The organism is Methylorubrum subtropicum, from assembly GCF_038442325.1.
Classification (GTDB): Bacteria; Pseudomonadota; Alphaproteobacteria; order Rhizobiales; family Beijerinckiaceae; genus Methylobacterium; species Methylobacterium subtropicum.
Map to the genome: position 1 here is coordinate 145,590 of NZ_JBBXMW010000009.1, position 14,624 is coordinate 160,213.

Genomic DNA, 14,624 nt, shown 5'->3' on the forward strand with positions numbered 1-14,624 from the left:
ACCCTTCACCGCGGCGTCGAGGACACCCCCGAGGCGTCGATCGAACCCGGCAGCCACGCCACCGGCTCGCCCGCGGTCACGGATGCCATGCCGGTCACCCGCCCCTGATGCAGCTCGGCCAGTTCCACGGCCTGCCGGGTGTCGTCCTCGGTGAGGAAGAGACCGCGGGCCTTGGAGCCGAGGCCGAGGCGGGTCGAGCTGGTGAGCACGCTCTGGGCCGGGCTCGTCAGCAGGGCGAAGGCGACCGGGGCCATCCAGGCGGCAAGCCACGGGAATCCGGCCACCGCGACGAGGACGGTGAGCGCGAGCCCGGCGGCCACCGCGTCGCTCTGGAGGCGGCAGGCCTCGCCCCACGGCACGCTGCGGTCGTCGCGGGATTGCGCGTCCCAGCGCACCACCCGGCCGAACAGGGTCGAGACCACGGCGCCGGCGCTGAACAGCGCCATCACCGGCCACAGCAGCACCCAGATCGCCTGCTCGATCGCGGCGCTCACGAGTAGGGAGCCGGTGCCGCCGAAGGCCGCGCGGCGCTGAGGTGAGGTCAGCACGTAGCCGAGGCTGAGGAGCTTCGGCAGCGCCATCACGGCGACCACGAGGGCGGCGAGGCCGTAAGCCGCGGGGTTGCCGCCGTCGAAGCCGTAGCCGAGGAGGCCGAGTTCGCCCTGGCTCGCCGCCTGCCACGTGCCGAGGCCCAGGAAGGCGATCCAAAGCGGATAGACGCAGTAGCCGAGGATGCCGACGCCGAGATGCCAGCGGCTGGCGCCGCGCAGGCCCTTCATCGGCAGCACGCGGACATGCTGGAGGTTGCCCTGGCACCAGCGCCGCTCGCGCCCGAGCAGGTCGATGAGGTTGGTCGGCATCTCCTCCCAGGTGCCGCCCATCTCCGGCAACAGGCGCACCTCCCAGCCGGCGCGGCGCAGGAACGCGCCCTCGACGATGTCGTGGCAGAGGATCTCGCCGCCGAGCGGCGCCTTGCCCGAGAGCACCGGAAGCTCGGCGTTCTGCGAAAACGCCGCGATCCGCAGGATGGCGTTGTGGCCCCAATACGAGCCGTCCGGCCCCTGCCACGTCTCCAGGCAGCGCAAGCTCAGCGGCGCGTAGAGCCGCACGGCGAATTGCTGGATGCGGGCGAACAGGGTGTCGCGCCCGGCCGCATACGAGACCGTCTGGATCAGGCCGACGCGGGGGTTCTCCTCCATCAGGCGCGCCAGCTTGCGCATGGCCGCACCCGTCATCAGGCTGTCGGCGTCGAGCACGATCATGAAGTCGTATTCGCCGCCGTAGGTCTCACAGAACTCGGCGATGTTGCCGGCCTTGCGGCCGGTGTTCCTGGCCCGGCGGCGGTAGCGGATGCGCGGCATGCCGCGGCCCTCGCGCTCGGCCCAGGCGACCGCGCGGGCGAATTCGTGCTCCTCGATCGCCGAGATCGCGCCCTCGCGGGTGTCGGACAGGACGAAGATGTCGATGTCGGACCCGTCACCGCCCTCGCGCTGGAGCGAGCGGGCCATGACGCGGATGGCGGAGAACACCGCGATCGGGTCCTCGGCGTGGATCGCCACGACCGCCGCCGTGCGGCTCAGGCCCGTGGGGCGCGACGAGATCGTGGCGGCGCGCCGCTCCAGCGGCGAGAGCACGCGATCCCCTAGTCCCGTCGCGATCAGCCCGTAGAGGTACTGCCACGCCGTGAACGACTGCCACGCCATCAGCACGGCGAACAGGCCGAGCACGATGCGCCCGAGCCACGTCTCCGGGATGCCGTAGGCGGCGAGCGCCAGCGCGAGGATCGCTCCCGCGGTCGCGAGCGTTGGGACGACCAGCGCGAGGCGGCGCAGGCCGAACGAGGCCGGGCGAGGCGCCGGTCCCGTCCCGGCTGGCCGGGCCGGGGTAAGGCCCGTCTCGACGGGCGCATCGACCTGCGGCAAGTCTGGGCTGGACATGGTCGGCGTCGACACTCGCGGGAGGGATCAGCGGATGAAGGGACCGTCGGGGGAAGACGGGGATGCGCGCGCGGATGGCGATATCTCGCGGCGGCAGGTGGTGCGGCTCGGGCTCGCCGGGGCATCCGGCGTTATCGTTCCTAGCCTCTTCGACCTGAATGCCGCCAGAACGATGGCCCAGACCGCTTCCCCACCACAACCCGGAGCACCGTCGCAGGCGGAAGCCCGCCCCGTGACCCTCGACGACGTGGCGGCCCGCGCCGAATCGCTCGCCCGCTCGGCCTATCGCCCGCACGACGACGACCTGCCGGCCGAACTGAAGAGCCTGAGCTACGACGACACGCAAGGAATCCGCCCTCGCCCGGAGGCGACCGTGGCGCTCGGCCCCGGCTTCTCGCTGCAGCCGTTCCACCGCGGCGGGCTGCAGCCCCGGCGCGTCGACATCTTCTTCCAGCGGCCCGGACAGGCGCCCGAGCCGTTCGGCTACGACCCAAAACTGTTCGATCTCGGGCCGGCCTTGAAGGACCGCACCTACCCCGCCGCGCTCGGCTACGCGGGCTTCCGCATCGCCCACGCCTTCGACGCGGCGAAACCCGACGCCCAGGAAGAATTCCTGGTGTTTCTCGGCGCCTCCTACTTCCGGCTGCGCGGCAAGGGTCAGATCTACGGCCTCTCGGCGCGCGGCATCGCGGTCGATACCGGAGCGCCGACCGGCGAGGAATTTCCCGACTTCACCACCTTCTGGATCGGCCCGGTCGAGGGCGGCTCCATCACCGTGCTGGCGTTGCTGGAGGGCCCGAGCCTAACCGGCGCCTACCGCTTCCGCGTCACGCCGGGCGATCCCTCGACGCTTGCGGTCACCGCCGCGCTGTTCCCGCGGAAAAACATCGCCAATCTCGGGCTGGCGCCGCTCACCAGCATGTTCATCGACGGCGAGAACGGCCCCGGCGCGCGGGGCGCCCTCCCCTTCGACGATTTCCGCCCGCAGGTGCACGATTCGGACGGGCTGCTGGTGCAGACGCCCGGCGACCGGCTCTGGCGCCCGCTCACCAACGGCCGGTCCGCCCCGCAGACCTCGGCCTTCCGCGCCGCGCCGCTCGAAGGGTTCGGGCTGCTCCAGCGCGAGCGGCGCTTCGCCGCCTATCTCGACGTCCAGGCCCGCCACGAGGATCGGCCCGGCCTGTGGGTCCGGCCCGAATCGGGTTTCGGACCCGGCGCGGTGCGGCTGTTCGAGATCCCGTCGCGGGAGGAGGCGACCGACAACATCGTCGCGGCCTTCGTGCCCGAGGCTCGTGTCGAGGCCGGCCGGCGGATCGACCTCACCTACGCGCTCGTCACCGTCGGGGCGGAGCCCGTGGCGGCGATTTCACCGCCTTTGGCGCGGGTCGTTTCGAGTAGGGTCGGGTCAGCCGAACGGTTGCGCCCGACCAACCCGCCGAGCCCGAAGCGCCGCCTCTACGCCATCGACTTCGAGGGACCGGGCCTGCCCGACGACCCGAAGGCGCCCATCGACGTCGCCCTCTCGGCCAGCGCCGGCGCCTTCGTCGAGCCCTACGCCGAGCGCGTCCCCCAGACCGGCGGCTGGCGCCTCTACGCCGAGTTCCGCCCGCCCGAACCGATGCCCCCCGGCGACGTGGTGCTCCGCGCCCGCCTCAGCCACGCCGGCCAAGTGATTACGGAGACCTGGGACGGAGTGGCGTAACGCGTCACCCGCTCACCCGGCCCCTCCCACCCAACCCCCTCATCCTGAGGTGCTGGAGCGAAGCGGAAGCCTCGAAGGAGGGCTCCAGCGGATCGCGCGATTCCTGGAGCCCTCCTTCGAGGCCGCTTCGCGGCACCTCAGGATGAGGGGGTTGGGTGGGAGCGAAGGCGCTCAGCGGCCGCGCCCGGTCGGCGTCTCGGGGCGGCGCTGTTGCTCGATCCGTGCCACGCTCGGCGGCAGGCCGCGCTCGTCCCGGTCGGCGCCCGTCGGCGGCAGGGGCGCGGCGGCGTCGCGGCCGCGCTCGAACGCCCAGCCGGCGTTCACTCCGGCATAGAAGCCGGTGAAATCCTCGGCCGCGGCCGGGCCGGTGCCGAGCAGCAGGCCCAGACAGAACGCCGTCGTCCCACGCATCCGCTGCTCCTCCTCACCGGCATCCCGACAAACGAAAACGGCGGCCCTGAGGCCGCCGCTTCGTCAATCAGTTGAACCGTCGATCAGTAATCGACGCTGACGCTGGAGGCCTCGCGGCCCTTCTGGCCCTCGACCACGCCGAGGGTGACCTGCTGGCCTTCGGCCAGGGAGTCGAGGCCGGCGCGGGACAGGGCGGAGCGGTGCACGAACACGTCCTTGCCGCCGTCGTTGACGGAGACGAAGCCGAAGCCCTTGGCCGGGTCGTACCACTTCACGGTGCCGGTCATCTCGACCGACGGGCCGGAGGCGAAACGGCCACCGCCGCCGCCACGATCGCCGCCGCCGAAGCGGTCACGACCGCCACCGCCGAAACGGTCGCCGCCGCCGAAGCGGTCGCCACCACCGCCGAAGCGATCGCCACCACCGCCGAAGCGATCGCCGCCGCCGAAGCGCGGGCCCTCGCGCCGGGGCGGAGCCGCCTCGGCCGTCGACGTGTCGACGCTGTTGACCGCAGTGACCTGCGGACCCTTCTGGCCCTGGGCGGTCTGCACCGTGAGGCGCGTGCCGGGCAGGAGGTCGTCGTGGCCGGCGGCCTCCACCGCGCGGATGTGGAGGAAGGCATCGCCGGAGCCGTCGCCGAGCTCCACGAAGCCGAAGCCCTTCTCCTTGTTGAACCACTTCACAGTGGCGTCACGCTCCGGGCCCGTAGGCGCCGCAGCCGCGGGGCCGCCCCGCGACGGGCCGCGGTCGAAGCCACCGCCGCCGCCACCGTAGCCGCCGCCACCGCCACCGAAGCGGTTGCCGCCGCCACCGTACCCACCACTGCTCGGGGGCAGCTGGTCCGGCCACTGAGGCTCGGCACCGCCCTCGTCGAAGCCGCGCTTCTGCGGCCCCCGAAAATCACGACCACGTCCCATTGAAAGCTCGCAAAAACCGTCCGCCCGCCACGTCTCGAATACCGCGTGCGCGCTATCCCGAGACAGCCCACGCCTCGCACTATCATCCCCTCGGCAGCGGATACCGAGATCGATGCCTCAGGTCTGACGCAATCGGGGCCGAACCGCAAGGAACTTCTAACCCGCCCGTGCCTTGGCCCGCCGATTTTCGGTGTGAACTGCGTAGCGGCACGGTTTTTAGGCGTTTTCGCCGGCCTCCACGAGAATCGTTCCAAGTCCAGCGATGTTGCGCAAGTCTCCTTAGGGAAGCGCAAACCGGCCGCCGCTAGACTCGCGCCCCGAGACCGGCCGCATTCGCGCGCCGGCCCCGAGCCGCCGATGATCGCCACCCCGACCTTCCCGGACCTCTCGGCCCTCGTCGTGGACGAGAGCCTCTACATCCGCCGCATCGTGCGCGACATGCTGATGCGCGTCGGCATCAAGCGCGTGCTGGAGGCGCCCGACGGGGCCGAGGCGCTGGGCGTCCTGGCCGAGAGCAAGCCGGACCTCACCATCCTCGACTGGGATCTGGCGATTCTCTCCGGCGAGGAGTTCATCCGGCTGGCCCGCACGCCGACGACCTCGCCCTCGCCGACCGTGCCGATCATCCTGATGCTGGCCCAGCCGCGGCGCAACGTGGTGGACCGGGCGATCTCGCTCGGGGTCAACGAGATCATCGCAAAACCCTTCTCGCCCAAGACGTTATGGTCGCGCCTCGACGAGGTGATCAACCGGCCTCGCCCCTTCTCGCAGGTGAAGAGCCTGCTGCGCCCGCTGCCGCGCACGAACGGGATTTCGAAGGGGATGGGGCTGAACTGACGCCGCGCGTCTCCCACCCGTCCCCCTCATCCTGAGGTGCCGCGTGAGCGGCCTCGAAGGAGGGATCCAGAAGTCTCAGCGATCCCTGGAGCCCTCCTTCGAGGCTCCGCTTCGCGGAGCACCTCAGGATGAGGGGGACTGTTGGGATGAGCCGGTCGTGAAGTCCCTCAGTGCCGCCCCCTTTTCGGGGCGGGGCCGAGCCGGTCGGCAGGGGGCGTGCGGATGTCGAAGGCGGAGAGCTCGGCGATGCCGCCCTCGGCGTCGAGGCCGCGCTCGACCACGGCGATGTGGTGGCCGGCCGCCTCCGGCGTGATCGTGTAGAGGTAGTACGACGCGCGCCGGTTCAGGAGCAGCGAGCGGGCCGAGGCCGAGGGGGCGCCGACCACCGGCACCGGGCGCCCGTCCGGCCCCGGAATGCCCGCCACGCTGCCCACGTGATTGTGACCGTGCAGGATCAGGTCGGCCCCGGCCTGGCCGATCATCGCCGCGAAGGCGGCGGCGTCCTTCAGTTCGCGGCCCGCGGCCGCGCCGCCGGGATGGGGCGGGTGATGGATCATCACCACGCGGCAGGGCCGCTCCGGGTCGTCAGTGAGGTCGCGCAGCAGGCGCTCCGCCGCATCGATCTGCGCAGGCCCGAGCCGCCCCGTCGCAGCGAAGGGCTTGGTCGGGATCGCCGAGGACAGGCCGACCAGCGCCAATGGCCCGCGGCGCCGAAGATAGGGAAACAGGCCGCAGCGGCCGTCGTCGGCCGCGGTCCAGCCGCCGCAGGTGCCGAGCAGGCCCTCCAGCGAGCCGCGGACATAGGCGTCGTGGTTGCCCGGCACGAAGCTCACCCGGTCGGCCGGGCCTAAGGCTTCCAAGAAGATGCGGGCGGTGTCCCACTCGTCGGGCAGGCCGAGATTGCACAGGTCGCCGGTGCAGGCGACGTGGTCGCTGCCCTGCGCCCGCAGGTCGGCGACGAGGGCGCCGAGCAGGTCCATGTCGTGATGGCGTCCCCGCCCGCGGTGCCAGTTCACGTAGCCGGTCGCGCGCTTGCTCAGGAGCTGGCGCAGCCGGAGCCGCGGCAGCGGCCCGACATGGGGATCGGTGAGATGGGCGAGCCTGAACATTGCGGGGCTCCGCATCGGGGTATCGCGCGTGCGCGTCAACACCTGCGCGGCATGAGAACGCCCGAACTCCGCCGCATTGCGGCACGACTCGGCGGGTCGTGCGTCCGGCCGCGTTGCCACCCGGCGCGGGCCGGGGCTAGACACCCGGCCCGGGCGGCGCCCGATTCGATCATTCGAGGCAAGAGGCGGAGCGGTCCGAGCCCATGGGCCTGATCAAGACCATCGGCCGCAAGCCCGCGGTCCAGCGGGTGCTGAGCCGGATCGCCTACGGCTATCTCCGGCTGGTGAAGCGCACGAACCGCTTCACCCTGGAGCCGGGGAACGTCTACGAGCGCCTCGACGCCCACGGCCCGTTCATCGCCGCGATGTGGCACGGCCAGCACCTGATGATCTCGTTCATGAGCCGCCCGCAGGACCGGGTCGCCACGATCATCTCGCGCTCCCCCGACGGCAACATCAACACCATGGCGCTGGAGCGGATGGGGGTGCGGGTGATGCGGGCGTCGGGCGCCCGCGGCCGCACGGTGCGCGACGCCCGCGCCAAGGGCGGCGCCGAGGGGCTGCGCGCCATGGTGAAGGCGCTCAAAGGCGGCGAGACCGTCGCCTTCTCGGCCGACGTGCCGAAGGTCTCGCGGGTGTGCGATGCCGGCATCATCATGCTGGCGCGGTTTTCCGGCTGCCCCATCGTCCCCGTCGCCGTGGTGACGGGCCGCCACATCCGCTTCAACTCCTGGGACCGGGCCTGCCTCGGCCTGCCCTTCGGCCGCGGCGCCATGGTGTTCGGCGAATCGATCTTCGTCCCCCGCGAGATCGAGCCGGAGGCGGTCGATGGCTACCGCGCCCGCGTCCAGGCCGAGCTGAACCGCGTCCACGACCGCGCCTACGCCCTCGTCGGCCGGCCCGACCGCGTGGTCGGCTCCGCTGTGGAGCAGGCCGCGTGAGGGTGCCGCCGCTTCCCGCCGCGCTCCGGGTCTACCGCTACGGGCTCTATCTCGGCGAGCCCGCGGTGGCCGGCCTGCTGGCGTGGCGCTCCCGCCGCGGCAAGGAGGACCCGGCCCGCCTGCCCGAGCGGCGCGGCTGCCCCGGCCGTGCCCGGCCGGTCGGGCATCTGGTGTGGATGCACGGGGCCAGCATCGGCGAGGCGCTGTCGCTGGTCGGCCTCATCGAGGGCATGATCGCCCGCGGCTGCTCGGTGCTCGTCACCACCGGCACCCGCAGCGCCGCCGACCTCTTGAGCCAGCGCCTGCCCGCGGGCGCGGTGCATCAATACATGCCCCTCGACGCGCCGCGCTGGGTCGAGCGCTTCCTCGCCCATTGGCAGCCCGACCTCGCGGTGGTGGCCGAATCCGAGATCTGGCCCAACACCGTCGTCGCCCTGCACGAGCGCGGCATCCCACTGGTGCTCGTCAACGGGCGGATGTCGCAGCGCTCCTACCAGGGCTGGGCCCGCTCGCCGCGCACCGCCCGCGCGCTTCTCTCGCGCATCGCCGTGTGCCTGTGCCAGACCCGGGCCGATGCCGAGCGCTACGCCCGCCTCGGCGCCCCGCGCATCAGCGTGGTCGGCAACCTCAAATACGATTCCGCGATTCCCCCGGCGGATGCGCAGCAGCTCGCATATCTGCGCGACATGGTCGGGGATCGCCCGATCTGGGTCGCGGCGAGCACGCATCCCGGCGAGGACGCCGTGGTCGCCCGCGTCCACGCCCGACTCAAGGATCGCTTCCCGCGCCTCCTCACCATCGCGGTGCCGCGCCATCCCCGCCGCGGCGAGGAGGTGGCGCAGGTGGCGGCGGAAGCGGGCCTGCGCACCAGCCGGCGCTCGAAGAACGGGCGCCCCGGGGCGAACGTCGACTTCTACGTCGCCGATACGCTCGGCGAACTCGGCCTGTTCTACCGGCTCTGCCCGCTGGTGTTCCTCGGCGGCTCGCTGGTGGAGCATGGCGGCCAGAACCCGATCGAGCCGGTTCGCCTCGGCAGCGCCGTGCTGCACGGGCCCCACATCTTCAACTTTTCGGAATCCTACGGCGCGCTGGACGAGGCGGGCGGTGCGCGCCTCGTCTCCGACGAGGAGGATTTGGCCGCCGCCGTCGCCGACCTCGTGGCCGGTCCCGGCCGCACCGCCGAGATGGCGCGGCGGGGGCAGACGGCGCTCGCCGCCTTCGAGGGCGCGGTCGGGCGTACGCTCGCGGTGCTCGACCCCTACGTCGCGCAGATGAAGCTCGCCGCCCGCGAACGGGCCTGATGCGCCCGCCGGATTTCTGGCACCGTTCGCCCGCGCATCCGCTCGCCCGGCTGCTGGCACCGGCCGGCGCGCTCTACGGCGCGCTGACCGCCCGGCGGATGGACCGGCCCGGCGAGGCGGCCCCCTGCCCGGTCCTGTGCGTCGGCAACTTCACCCTCGGCGGCGCCGGCAAGACGCCGACCGCCCTGGCGCTGGCCAGGATGCTGCGGGACGATCTCGGGCGCCGCCCGGCCTTCCTCAGCCGCGGCTATGGCGGGCGACTCGCCGGGCCGGTGGCGGTCGATCCCGCCTCGCACTCCGCGGCGGAGGTCGGCGACGAGCCGCTGCTGCTCGCGCAGGCCGCGACGACGGTGGTGGCCCGCGACCGGCCGGCGGGGGCACGGCTCTGCGCCGACCTCGGCGCGGACGTGATCGTGATGGATGACGGGCTTCAGAACCCGAGCCTGCGAAAAGACCTCTCGCTCGCCGTGGTCGATGCAGGCGCAGGGATCGGCAACGGTCTGCCCTTCCCGGCCGGCCCGTTGCGGGCACCGCTGGCGCGGCAATGGCGGCACTTGGGCGGGCTGGTGCTGATCGGCGACGGCGCGCCGGGCGAGGCGCTGGCACGGGAGGCGGCGGCACGGGGTCTGCCGGTGCATCGCGCCCAGCTGGTGCCGGAGGCGCCGGAGGGCTGGAAGGACCGGCCGGTCGTCGCCTTCGCCGGCATCGGCCGGCCGCAGAAATTCTTCGACACGCTGGCCGGGCTCGGCGCGCGGATCGTCGCCGCGAAAGGTTTTTCGGATCACCATCCCTACCGGGCCGGCGATCTCGACGCCTTGCGGGTGCTGGCGCAGCGCGAGGGCGCGCACCTCGTCACCACCGAGAAGGACGCCGTGCGACTCCCCGCGGGCGAGCGCGTGGACGTGCTGCGGGTCGCCCTCGCCTTCGACGATCCCGCGCGCCTGCGGCATCGATTGGCGGCGCTTACGGCGCCCGGCCGATCTCCTTGAGCCGCTGCATCGCGGCTTCCGGCGTCGCGTAGGCCTCCTGGCGATCGACGTTCCAGTAGCGCAGCGCGTCGAGGTGGATCGCCTCACCGGTCACGGCGCAGCGCACGAAGGTGCCGGGCTTGAGCACCCGCATGGTGCCGTCGCCGAACTCGACCTTGGCCTCGCCGTTGTTCGAACCCCGATCGTAGCGCCCGAGCATGTCCCCGGCTCCCTGCCGTCCCCGCAAGGGTTCGGCATAGAAGGCGTCCCTCCCGCTGTCGAGACTGGGGCACCGATCCTTCGTAAAGACAACTCCCGTCATTCCGGGGCCGCGTAGCGGAACCCGGACCCGAAGGGGCGCGCCGGAGGCGTGCAATCCACGACTGGCCGCAACGAGGCAGCTTGAACCGGGCATCCCGCATCACGGGTGGATTCCGGGTTCGCCTGCGGCGACCCGGAATGACGGGAGTGGTGAATGGGGGGCGATGTCAGGTCGGCCGAAGTCCGGAGCGATCCATGCCGACGGACCGCCCCTCGACACGAGCCCCGGCCTCGGGCCAAACGGTGTCATGACCGCACCCGCCGCCCCCGCCAAAAATCCCGATCTCGACGCCCTGTTCGCGGCGGCCTCCGCCGTGCGCGCGCGGGCGCATGCGCCCTATTCGGGGTTCTCGGTCGGGGCGGCGCTCGCCGACGAGGCGGGGCGCGTGCATGCCGGCTGCAACGTCGAGAACGCGGCTTATCCGGTCGGCACCTGCGCCGAGGCCGGGGCCATCGCCGCGATGATCGCGGGCGGCGGGCGGCGCATCCGGGCGATCCTGATCCTGGCCGATAGCCCCGCCCCGGTCACGCCCTGCGGCGCCTGCCGCCAGCGCATCCGCGAATTCGCCGGGCCGGACACCCCGATCCTCGCCGCCGGCCCCGAGGGCATCCGTGCCCGCTTCACCCTGGAGGCGCTGCTGCCGGCTTCCTTCGGCCCCGAGCATCTGCCGGAGCACACGTTCGATGCCGAGTGAGGACGCTGGCGTCGCCACCTTGCGCGAAAAGGGCTTTGCCGGCCCCGTCGCCCTGGCGATCGTGACCGGGACCGGGCTCGGCGCCCTGGTCGAGGCGGTGGAAGGGCGCATTAGCCTCGACTACCAAAGGATTCCAGGCTTCCCGGCGCCGGGCGTGTCCGGCCATGGCGGGCGGCTGCATCGCGGCACGCTCGGGGGGCGGCCGGTGCTGGTGCTGGAGGGCCGGGCGCATGCCTACGAGCGCGGCGATCCCGCCGCCATGCGGGTGCCGCTCGCCACCGTCGCGGCGCTCGGGGCGAAGCGGGTTCTTCTCACCAACGCTTCCGGCTCGCTGATGCCGAAGGCCGGCCCCGGCAGCCTCGTGGTGCTCACCGACCACATCAATCTCTCGGGCCTCAACCCGCTCATCGGCGAGGCGAGCGACGCCCGGTTCGTGCCGATGACCAACGCCTACGCCCCCCGTCTGCGCGCCGCGCTCCGTGCCGCGGCCGAGTCGGAGGGGATCATCCTGCACGAGGGCGTCTACGCGTGGTTCTCCGGCCCGAGCTTCGAGACGCCGGCGGAGGTGCGCATGGCGGGGCGTCTCGGGGCCGACCTCGTCGGCATGTCCACCGTGCCGGAGACGATCCTGGCCCGCTTCCTCGGCCTCGATGTCGCCGCCGTCTCGGCGGTGACGAATTTTGCCGCCGGCATCGCGGGGGGCGATCCGCACCACGCCGAGACCAAGGCGGTGGCGGCCCGCGCCGGAGCCGACCTCGCCCGCCTCGCCGCCGCCTTCGCGGCGCGCCTTCCCGAATCGTGAGCTTTTTTGCGATGACAGCCGCCGATCCCCTGCCCCAGGACGTGGCCGCCCGCGCCATCGCGCTCCTTGACCTCACCGACCTCAGCGAGGGCTCCACGGAAGAGGCGGTTCGCGGGCTCTGCGAGCGCGCGCAACGCCACGCCGTGGCGGCGGTCTGCGTCTGGCCGCGCTTCGTCGCGGGGGCCGCGCAGGCACTGGCCGGCAGCGGCGTGCGGATCGCGACCGTGGTCAACTTTCCCGATGGCGGCGAGGACGTGGCCGGCACCGTGGCCGAGACTCGCGCAACGATTGAGGACGGCGCCGACGAGATCGACCTCGTGCTGCCCTACCGCGCGCTGCTGCGGGGCGATTCAGAGACCGCCCGCGCTATGGTCGCGGCCGTGCGCGAGGCCTGCGGCGCGAAGGGGCTCAAGGTGATCCTGGAGACCGGCATGCTGCCCGACACCGAGACGGTCACGCAAGCGAGCCGGCTGGCGCTGGAGGCAGGCGCCGACTTCCTCAAGACCTCGACCGGCAAGACTCCCGTTTCCGCGACGCCGGAGGCCGCCGAAGCCATGCTTCTCGCGATCCGTGAAAACGGCGGTCGGGTCGGCCTGAAGGTGTCCGGCGGCCTGCGCCGGGTCGAGGATGCCGCGCGCTATCTCGCGCTCGCCGACCGCATCATGGGGCCGGACTGGGTGAGCCCGGACACGTTTCGCATCGGCGCCAGTTCGCTCCTCGACGACCTGATCCGCGCCGTGGAGACCGGAGCATGAGGCTCCCCCAAGAAATCATCCGCGACAAGCGCGACGGGCGGGCGCTGTCGGAGGCCGACATCGCCGGCTTCATCGCCGGGCTGACCGCGGAGCGCGTCACCGAGGGGCAGGCGGCGGCCTTCGCCATGGCAGTGTTCTTCCGCGGGCTGAGCCTGGACGAACGGGTCGCGCTCACCCGCGCCATGCGGGATTCCGGCACGGTGTTGGACTGGGACCTGCCCGGCCCGGTCCTCGACAAGCACTCCACCGGCGGCGTCGGCGACACGGTGAGCCTCGCGCTCGGCCCCCTGGTCGCGGCCTGCGGCGGCTACGTGCCGATGATCTCGGGCCGCGGCCTCGGCCATACCGGAGGCACGCTGGACAAGCTCGCCAGCATCCCCGGCTACGACGTGACGCCGGGGCTCGACCGGTTCCGCGCGGTGGTGCGGGAGACCGGCTGCGCCATCATCGGCCAGACGGCGGACCTCGCGCCCGCCGACCGGCGCCTCTACGCCATCCGCGACGTGACCGGCACGGTCGAGTCGCTGGACCTGATCACCGCCTCGATCCTCTCCAAGAAGCTGGCGGCGGGCCTCGGCGGCCTCGTCATGGACGTGAAGGCCGGCTCCGGCGCCTTCATGGCGCGGGACGAGGAGGCACGGGCGCTGGCGACAAGCATCGTCACGGTCGCGAACGCCGCCGGCCTGCCGACTCGCGCGCTGCTGACCGACATGGACGCGCCGCTGGCCTCCGCCGCCGGCAACGCCGTCGAGGTGGCCTACGCCGTCGATTACCTCACCGGCCGCGCCCGCGAGCCGCGCTTCCACGCGGTGACGATGGCGCTCTGCGCCGAGATGCTGATGCTCGGGGGTCTCGCCGCCGACCGCGCGGAGGCGGAAGCGCGGTTGCAGGTGGCGCTCGACACGGGCGCCGCGGCCGAGGTTTTCGGCCGGATGGTGAGCGCGCTCGGCGGCCCGTCGGATTTACTGGAAACGTCGGAGCGGCATCTGCCGGCGGCGCCGGTGGTGCGGCCGGTGGCGGCGGAGCGCGCCGGCACGGTCGAGGCGGTGGACACCCGCACTGTCGGCCTCGCGGTGATCGGGCTCGGCGGCGGGCGCACCCGGCCGCAGGACGACATCGACCCGCGCGTCGGGTTTTCCGGCTTGGCCCGGCCCGGCGACCGGCTCGGGAGCGGCGATCCCCTCGGCACCGTCCACGCCGCGGATGAGGCCGCGGCGGAGCGGGCGGCGGTGGCCTTACAGACGGCCTACCGGATCGGCGAGACGGCGCCGGTGGCGCGGGCGGCGATCATCGAGCGCGTGGGCTGATCGCGGCCCCGGCCTGTCCCACCCCACCCCCTCATCCTGAGGTGCTGAGCGTCAGCTCAGCCTCGAAGGAGGGCTCCGGAAGTCGCGCGATCCCTGGAGGGCTCCTTCGAGGCTTCGCTTCGCTCGCACCTCAGGATGAGGGGGTGGGGTGGGACGAGGCGAGGGCAAAAAAAGGGACCGCGCGCCGGTCTCCCTGCGCGCGGTCCCTCGAACCCGTCGGCTCAGTAGAAGTGGTGCCGGCGGTGGCCCCAGCCGTGGTGGTGGCCCCAATGGCGGTGGCGATGGTGGCCCCAGTGGTGGCGGCGGTGATGGCCCCAGCCGTGGTGATGATGGTGGTGATGGCGGCGCCAGCCGTGGTGATGGCCCCAGTGATGGCGGCGGTGGCCCCAGCCGCCGTGACCGTGCCACTGCACGGTCTCGACCGCGGTGTCGGCGGCGAGCGCGGCGCCGGGCGGGGCCGCGAGCGGGGCGGCTTGCGCGGCTTGCGCGCCGATCAGCCCGCCGGCGAGCACGGCGAGAGCGGCGAGCGTGCGGCGGAAGCGCTTCGTCGAAGGGGTATCCGACATCGGTGAACTCCTTGTCGTCCGGCCGCCCGGTGGCGGCCTCGGATCGAGACTCTGG

At 72.7% G+C, this 14,624-nt stretch carries 15 protein-coding genes; 9 read left to right on the plus strand and 6 right to left on the minus strand.

Annotation, left to right across the window (positions count from 1 at the left end; translation table 11 throughout):
• Positions 1-5: 5 nt before the first annotated feature.
• On the minus strand, positions 6-1,937 hold the full coding sequence (gene mdoH, locus AAHG03_RS14530) for a glucans biosynthesis glucosyltransferase MdoH (RefSeq protein WP_342151388.1): 1,932 nt from the start codon (positions 1,935-1,937) through the stop codon (positions 6-8).
• A gap of 34 nt (positions 1,938-1,971) precedes the next feature.
• Here mdoH and AAHG03_RS14535 point away from each other — a divergent pair, with 34 nt between their 5' ends.
• Positions 1,972-3,639 carry a glucan biosynthesis protein G gene (locus AAHG03_RS14535; protein ID WP_342151389.1) on the plus strand — a complete coding sequence of 556 codons (1,668 nt, stop codon included), beginning with the start codon at positions 1,972-1,974 and terminating at the stop codon, positions 3,637-3,639.
• 171 nt (positions 3,640-3,810) lie between these two features.
• Here AAHG03_RS14535 and AAHG03_RS14540 read toward each other — a convergent pair whose 3' ends face one another.
• Both AAHG03_RS14540 and AAHG03_RS14545 read right to left on the minus strand, forming a co-directional pair.
• Positions 3,811-4,050, minus strand: coding sequence for a hypothetical protein (locus AAHG03_RS14540; RefSeq protein ID WP_342151390.1), 240 nt, complete (start codon positions 4,048-4,050; stop codon positions 3,811-3,813).
• Between the two features lie 83 nt (positions 4,051-4,133).
• The gene (locus tag AAHG03_RS14545; protein WP_342151392.1) at positions 4,134-4,967 is read right to left on the minus strand and encodes a cold-shock protein; all 834 of its coding nucleotides are present in this window, start codon (positions 4,965-4,967) and stop codon (positions 4,134-4,136) included.
• A 357-nt stretch (positions 4,968-5,324) separates the two neighbouring features.
• On the opposite strand from AAHG03_RS14545, the gene AAHG03_RS14550 reads away from it, so the two are divergent.
• The gene (locus tag AAHG03_RS14550) at positions 5,325-5,804 is read left to right on the plus strand and encodes a response regulator (protein WP_342151393.1); all 480 of its coding nucleotides are present in this window, start codon (positions 5,325-5,327) and stop codon (positions 5,802-5,804) included.
• A 167-nt stretch (positions 5,805-5,971) separates the two neighbouring features.
• Here the strand turns inward: AAHG03_RS14550 and AAHG03_RS14555 are convergent, their stop codons facing one another.
• Positions 5,972-6,913, minus strand: coding sequence for a metallophosphoesterase family protein (locus AAHG03_RS14555; protein ID WP_342151394.1), 942 nt, complete (start codon positions 6,911-6,913; stop codon positions 5,972-5,974).
• A 203-nt stretch (positions 6,914-7,116) separates the two neighbouring features.
• On the opposite strand from AAHG03_RS14555, the gene AAHG03_RS14560 reads away from it, so the two are divergent.
• From AAHG03_RS14560 to lpxK, 3 genes are read left to right on the plus strand one after another with little or no spacing between them, the layout of a single operon-like run.
• A complete protein-coding gene (locus AAHG03_RS14560) occupies positions 7,117-7,854 on the plus strand; it encodes a lysophospholipid acyltransferase family protein (RefSeq protein WP_342151395.1) in 738 nt (245 codons plus the stop codon).
• Positions 7,851-9,155: a 3-deoxy-D-manno-octulosonic acid transferase gene (locus AAHG03_RS14565; RefSeq protein ID WP_342151396.1), complete on the plus strand. Its 1,305-nt coding sequence runs from the start codon at positions 7,851-7,853 to the stop codon at positions 9,153-9,155. Before AAHG03_RS14560 ends, AAHG03_RS14565 begins: the two co-directional genes overlap by 4 nt.
• Complete coding sequence (gene lpxK / locus AAHG03_RS14570) at positions 9,155-10,144, plus strand: tetraacyldisaccharide 4'-kinase (protein ID WP_342151397.1); 990 nt, start codon at positions 9,155-9,157, stop codon at positions 10,142-10,144. Before AAHG03_RS14565 ends, lpxK begins: the two co-directional genes overlap by 1 nt.
• Here lpxK and AAHG03_RS14575 read toward each other — a convergent pair.
• A complete protein-coding gene (locus tag AAHG03_RS14575; RefSeq protein WP_342151398.1) occupies positions 10,119-10,343 on the minus strand; it encodes a DUF2093 domain-containing protein in 225 nt (74 codons plus the stop codon). The genes lpxK and AAHG03_RS14575 overlap by 26 nt on opposite strands.
• 349 nt (positions 10,344-10,692) lie before the next feature.
• Between AAHG03_RS14575 and AAHG03_RS14580 the strand changes: the two genes are divergently transcribed.
• From AAHG03_RS14580 to deoA, 4 genes are read left to right on the plus strand one after another with little or no spacing between them, the layout of a single operon-like run.
• Entirely contained in the window at positions 10,693-11,139 is a 447-nt protein-coding gene (locus AAHG03_RS14580; protein ID WP_342151399.1) for a cytidine deaminase, read from the plus strand.
• Positions 11,129-11,941 carry a purine-nucleoside phosphorylase gene (locus tag AAHG03_RS14585; RefSeq protein WP_342151400.1) on the plus strand — a complete coding sequence of 271 codons (813 nt, stop codon included), beginning with the start codon at positions 11,129-11,131 and terminating at the stop codon, positions 11,939-11,941. The genes AAHG03_RS14580 and AAHG03_RS14585 overlap by 11 nt, the downstream gene beginning before the upstream one ends.
• Positions 11,942-11,952: 11 nt before the next feature.
• Complete coding sequence (deoC, locus tag AAHG03_RS14590; RefSeq protein WP_342151401.1) at positions 11,953-12,696, plus strand: deoxyribose-phosphate aldolase; 744 nt, start codon at positions 11,953-11,955, stop codon at positions 12,694-12,696.
• Positions 12,693-14,003, plus strand: coding sequence for a thymidine phosphorylase (gene deoA, locus AAHG03_RS14595; protein WP_342151402.1), 1,311 nt, complete (start codon positions 12,693-12,695; stop codon positions 14,001-14,003). The genes deoC and deoA overlap by 4 nt, the downstream gene beginning before the upstream one ends.
• A gap of 221 nt (positions 14,004-14,224) precedes the next feature.
• On the opposite strand, the gene AAHG03_RS14600 is transcribed toward deoA, so the two are convergent.
• On the minus strand, positions 14,225-14,569 hold the full coding sequence (locus tag AAHG03_RS14600) for a hypothetical protein (RefSeq protein ID WP_342151403.1): 345 nt from the start codon (positions 14,567-14,569) through the stop codon (positions 14,225-14,227).
• Between the last annotated feature and the right edge of the window lie 55 nt (positions 14,570-14,624).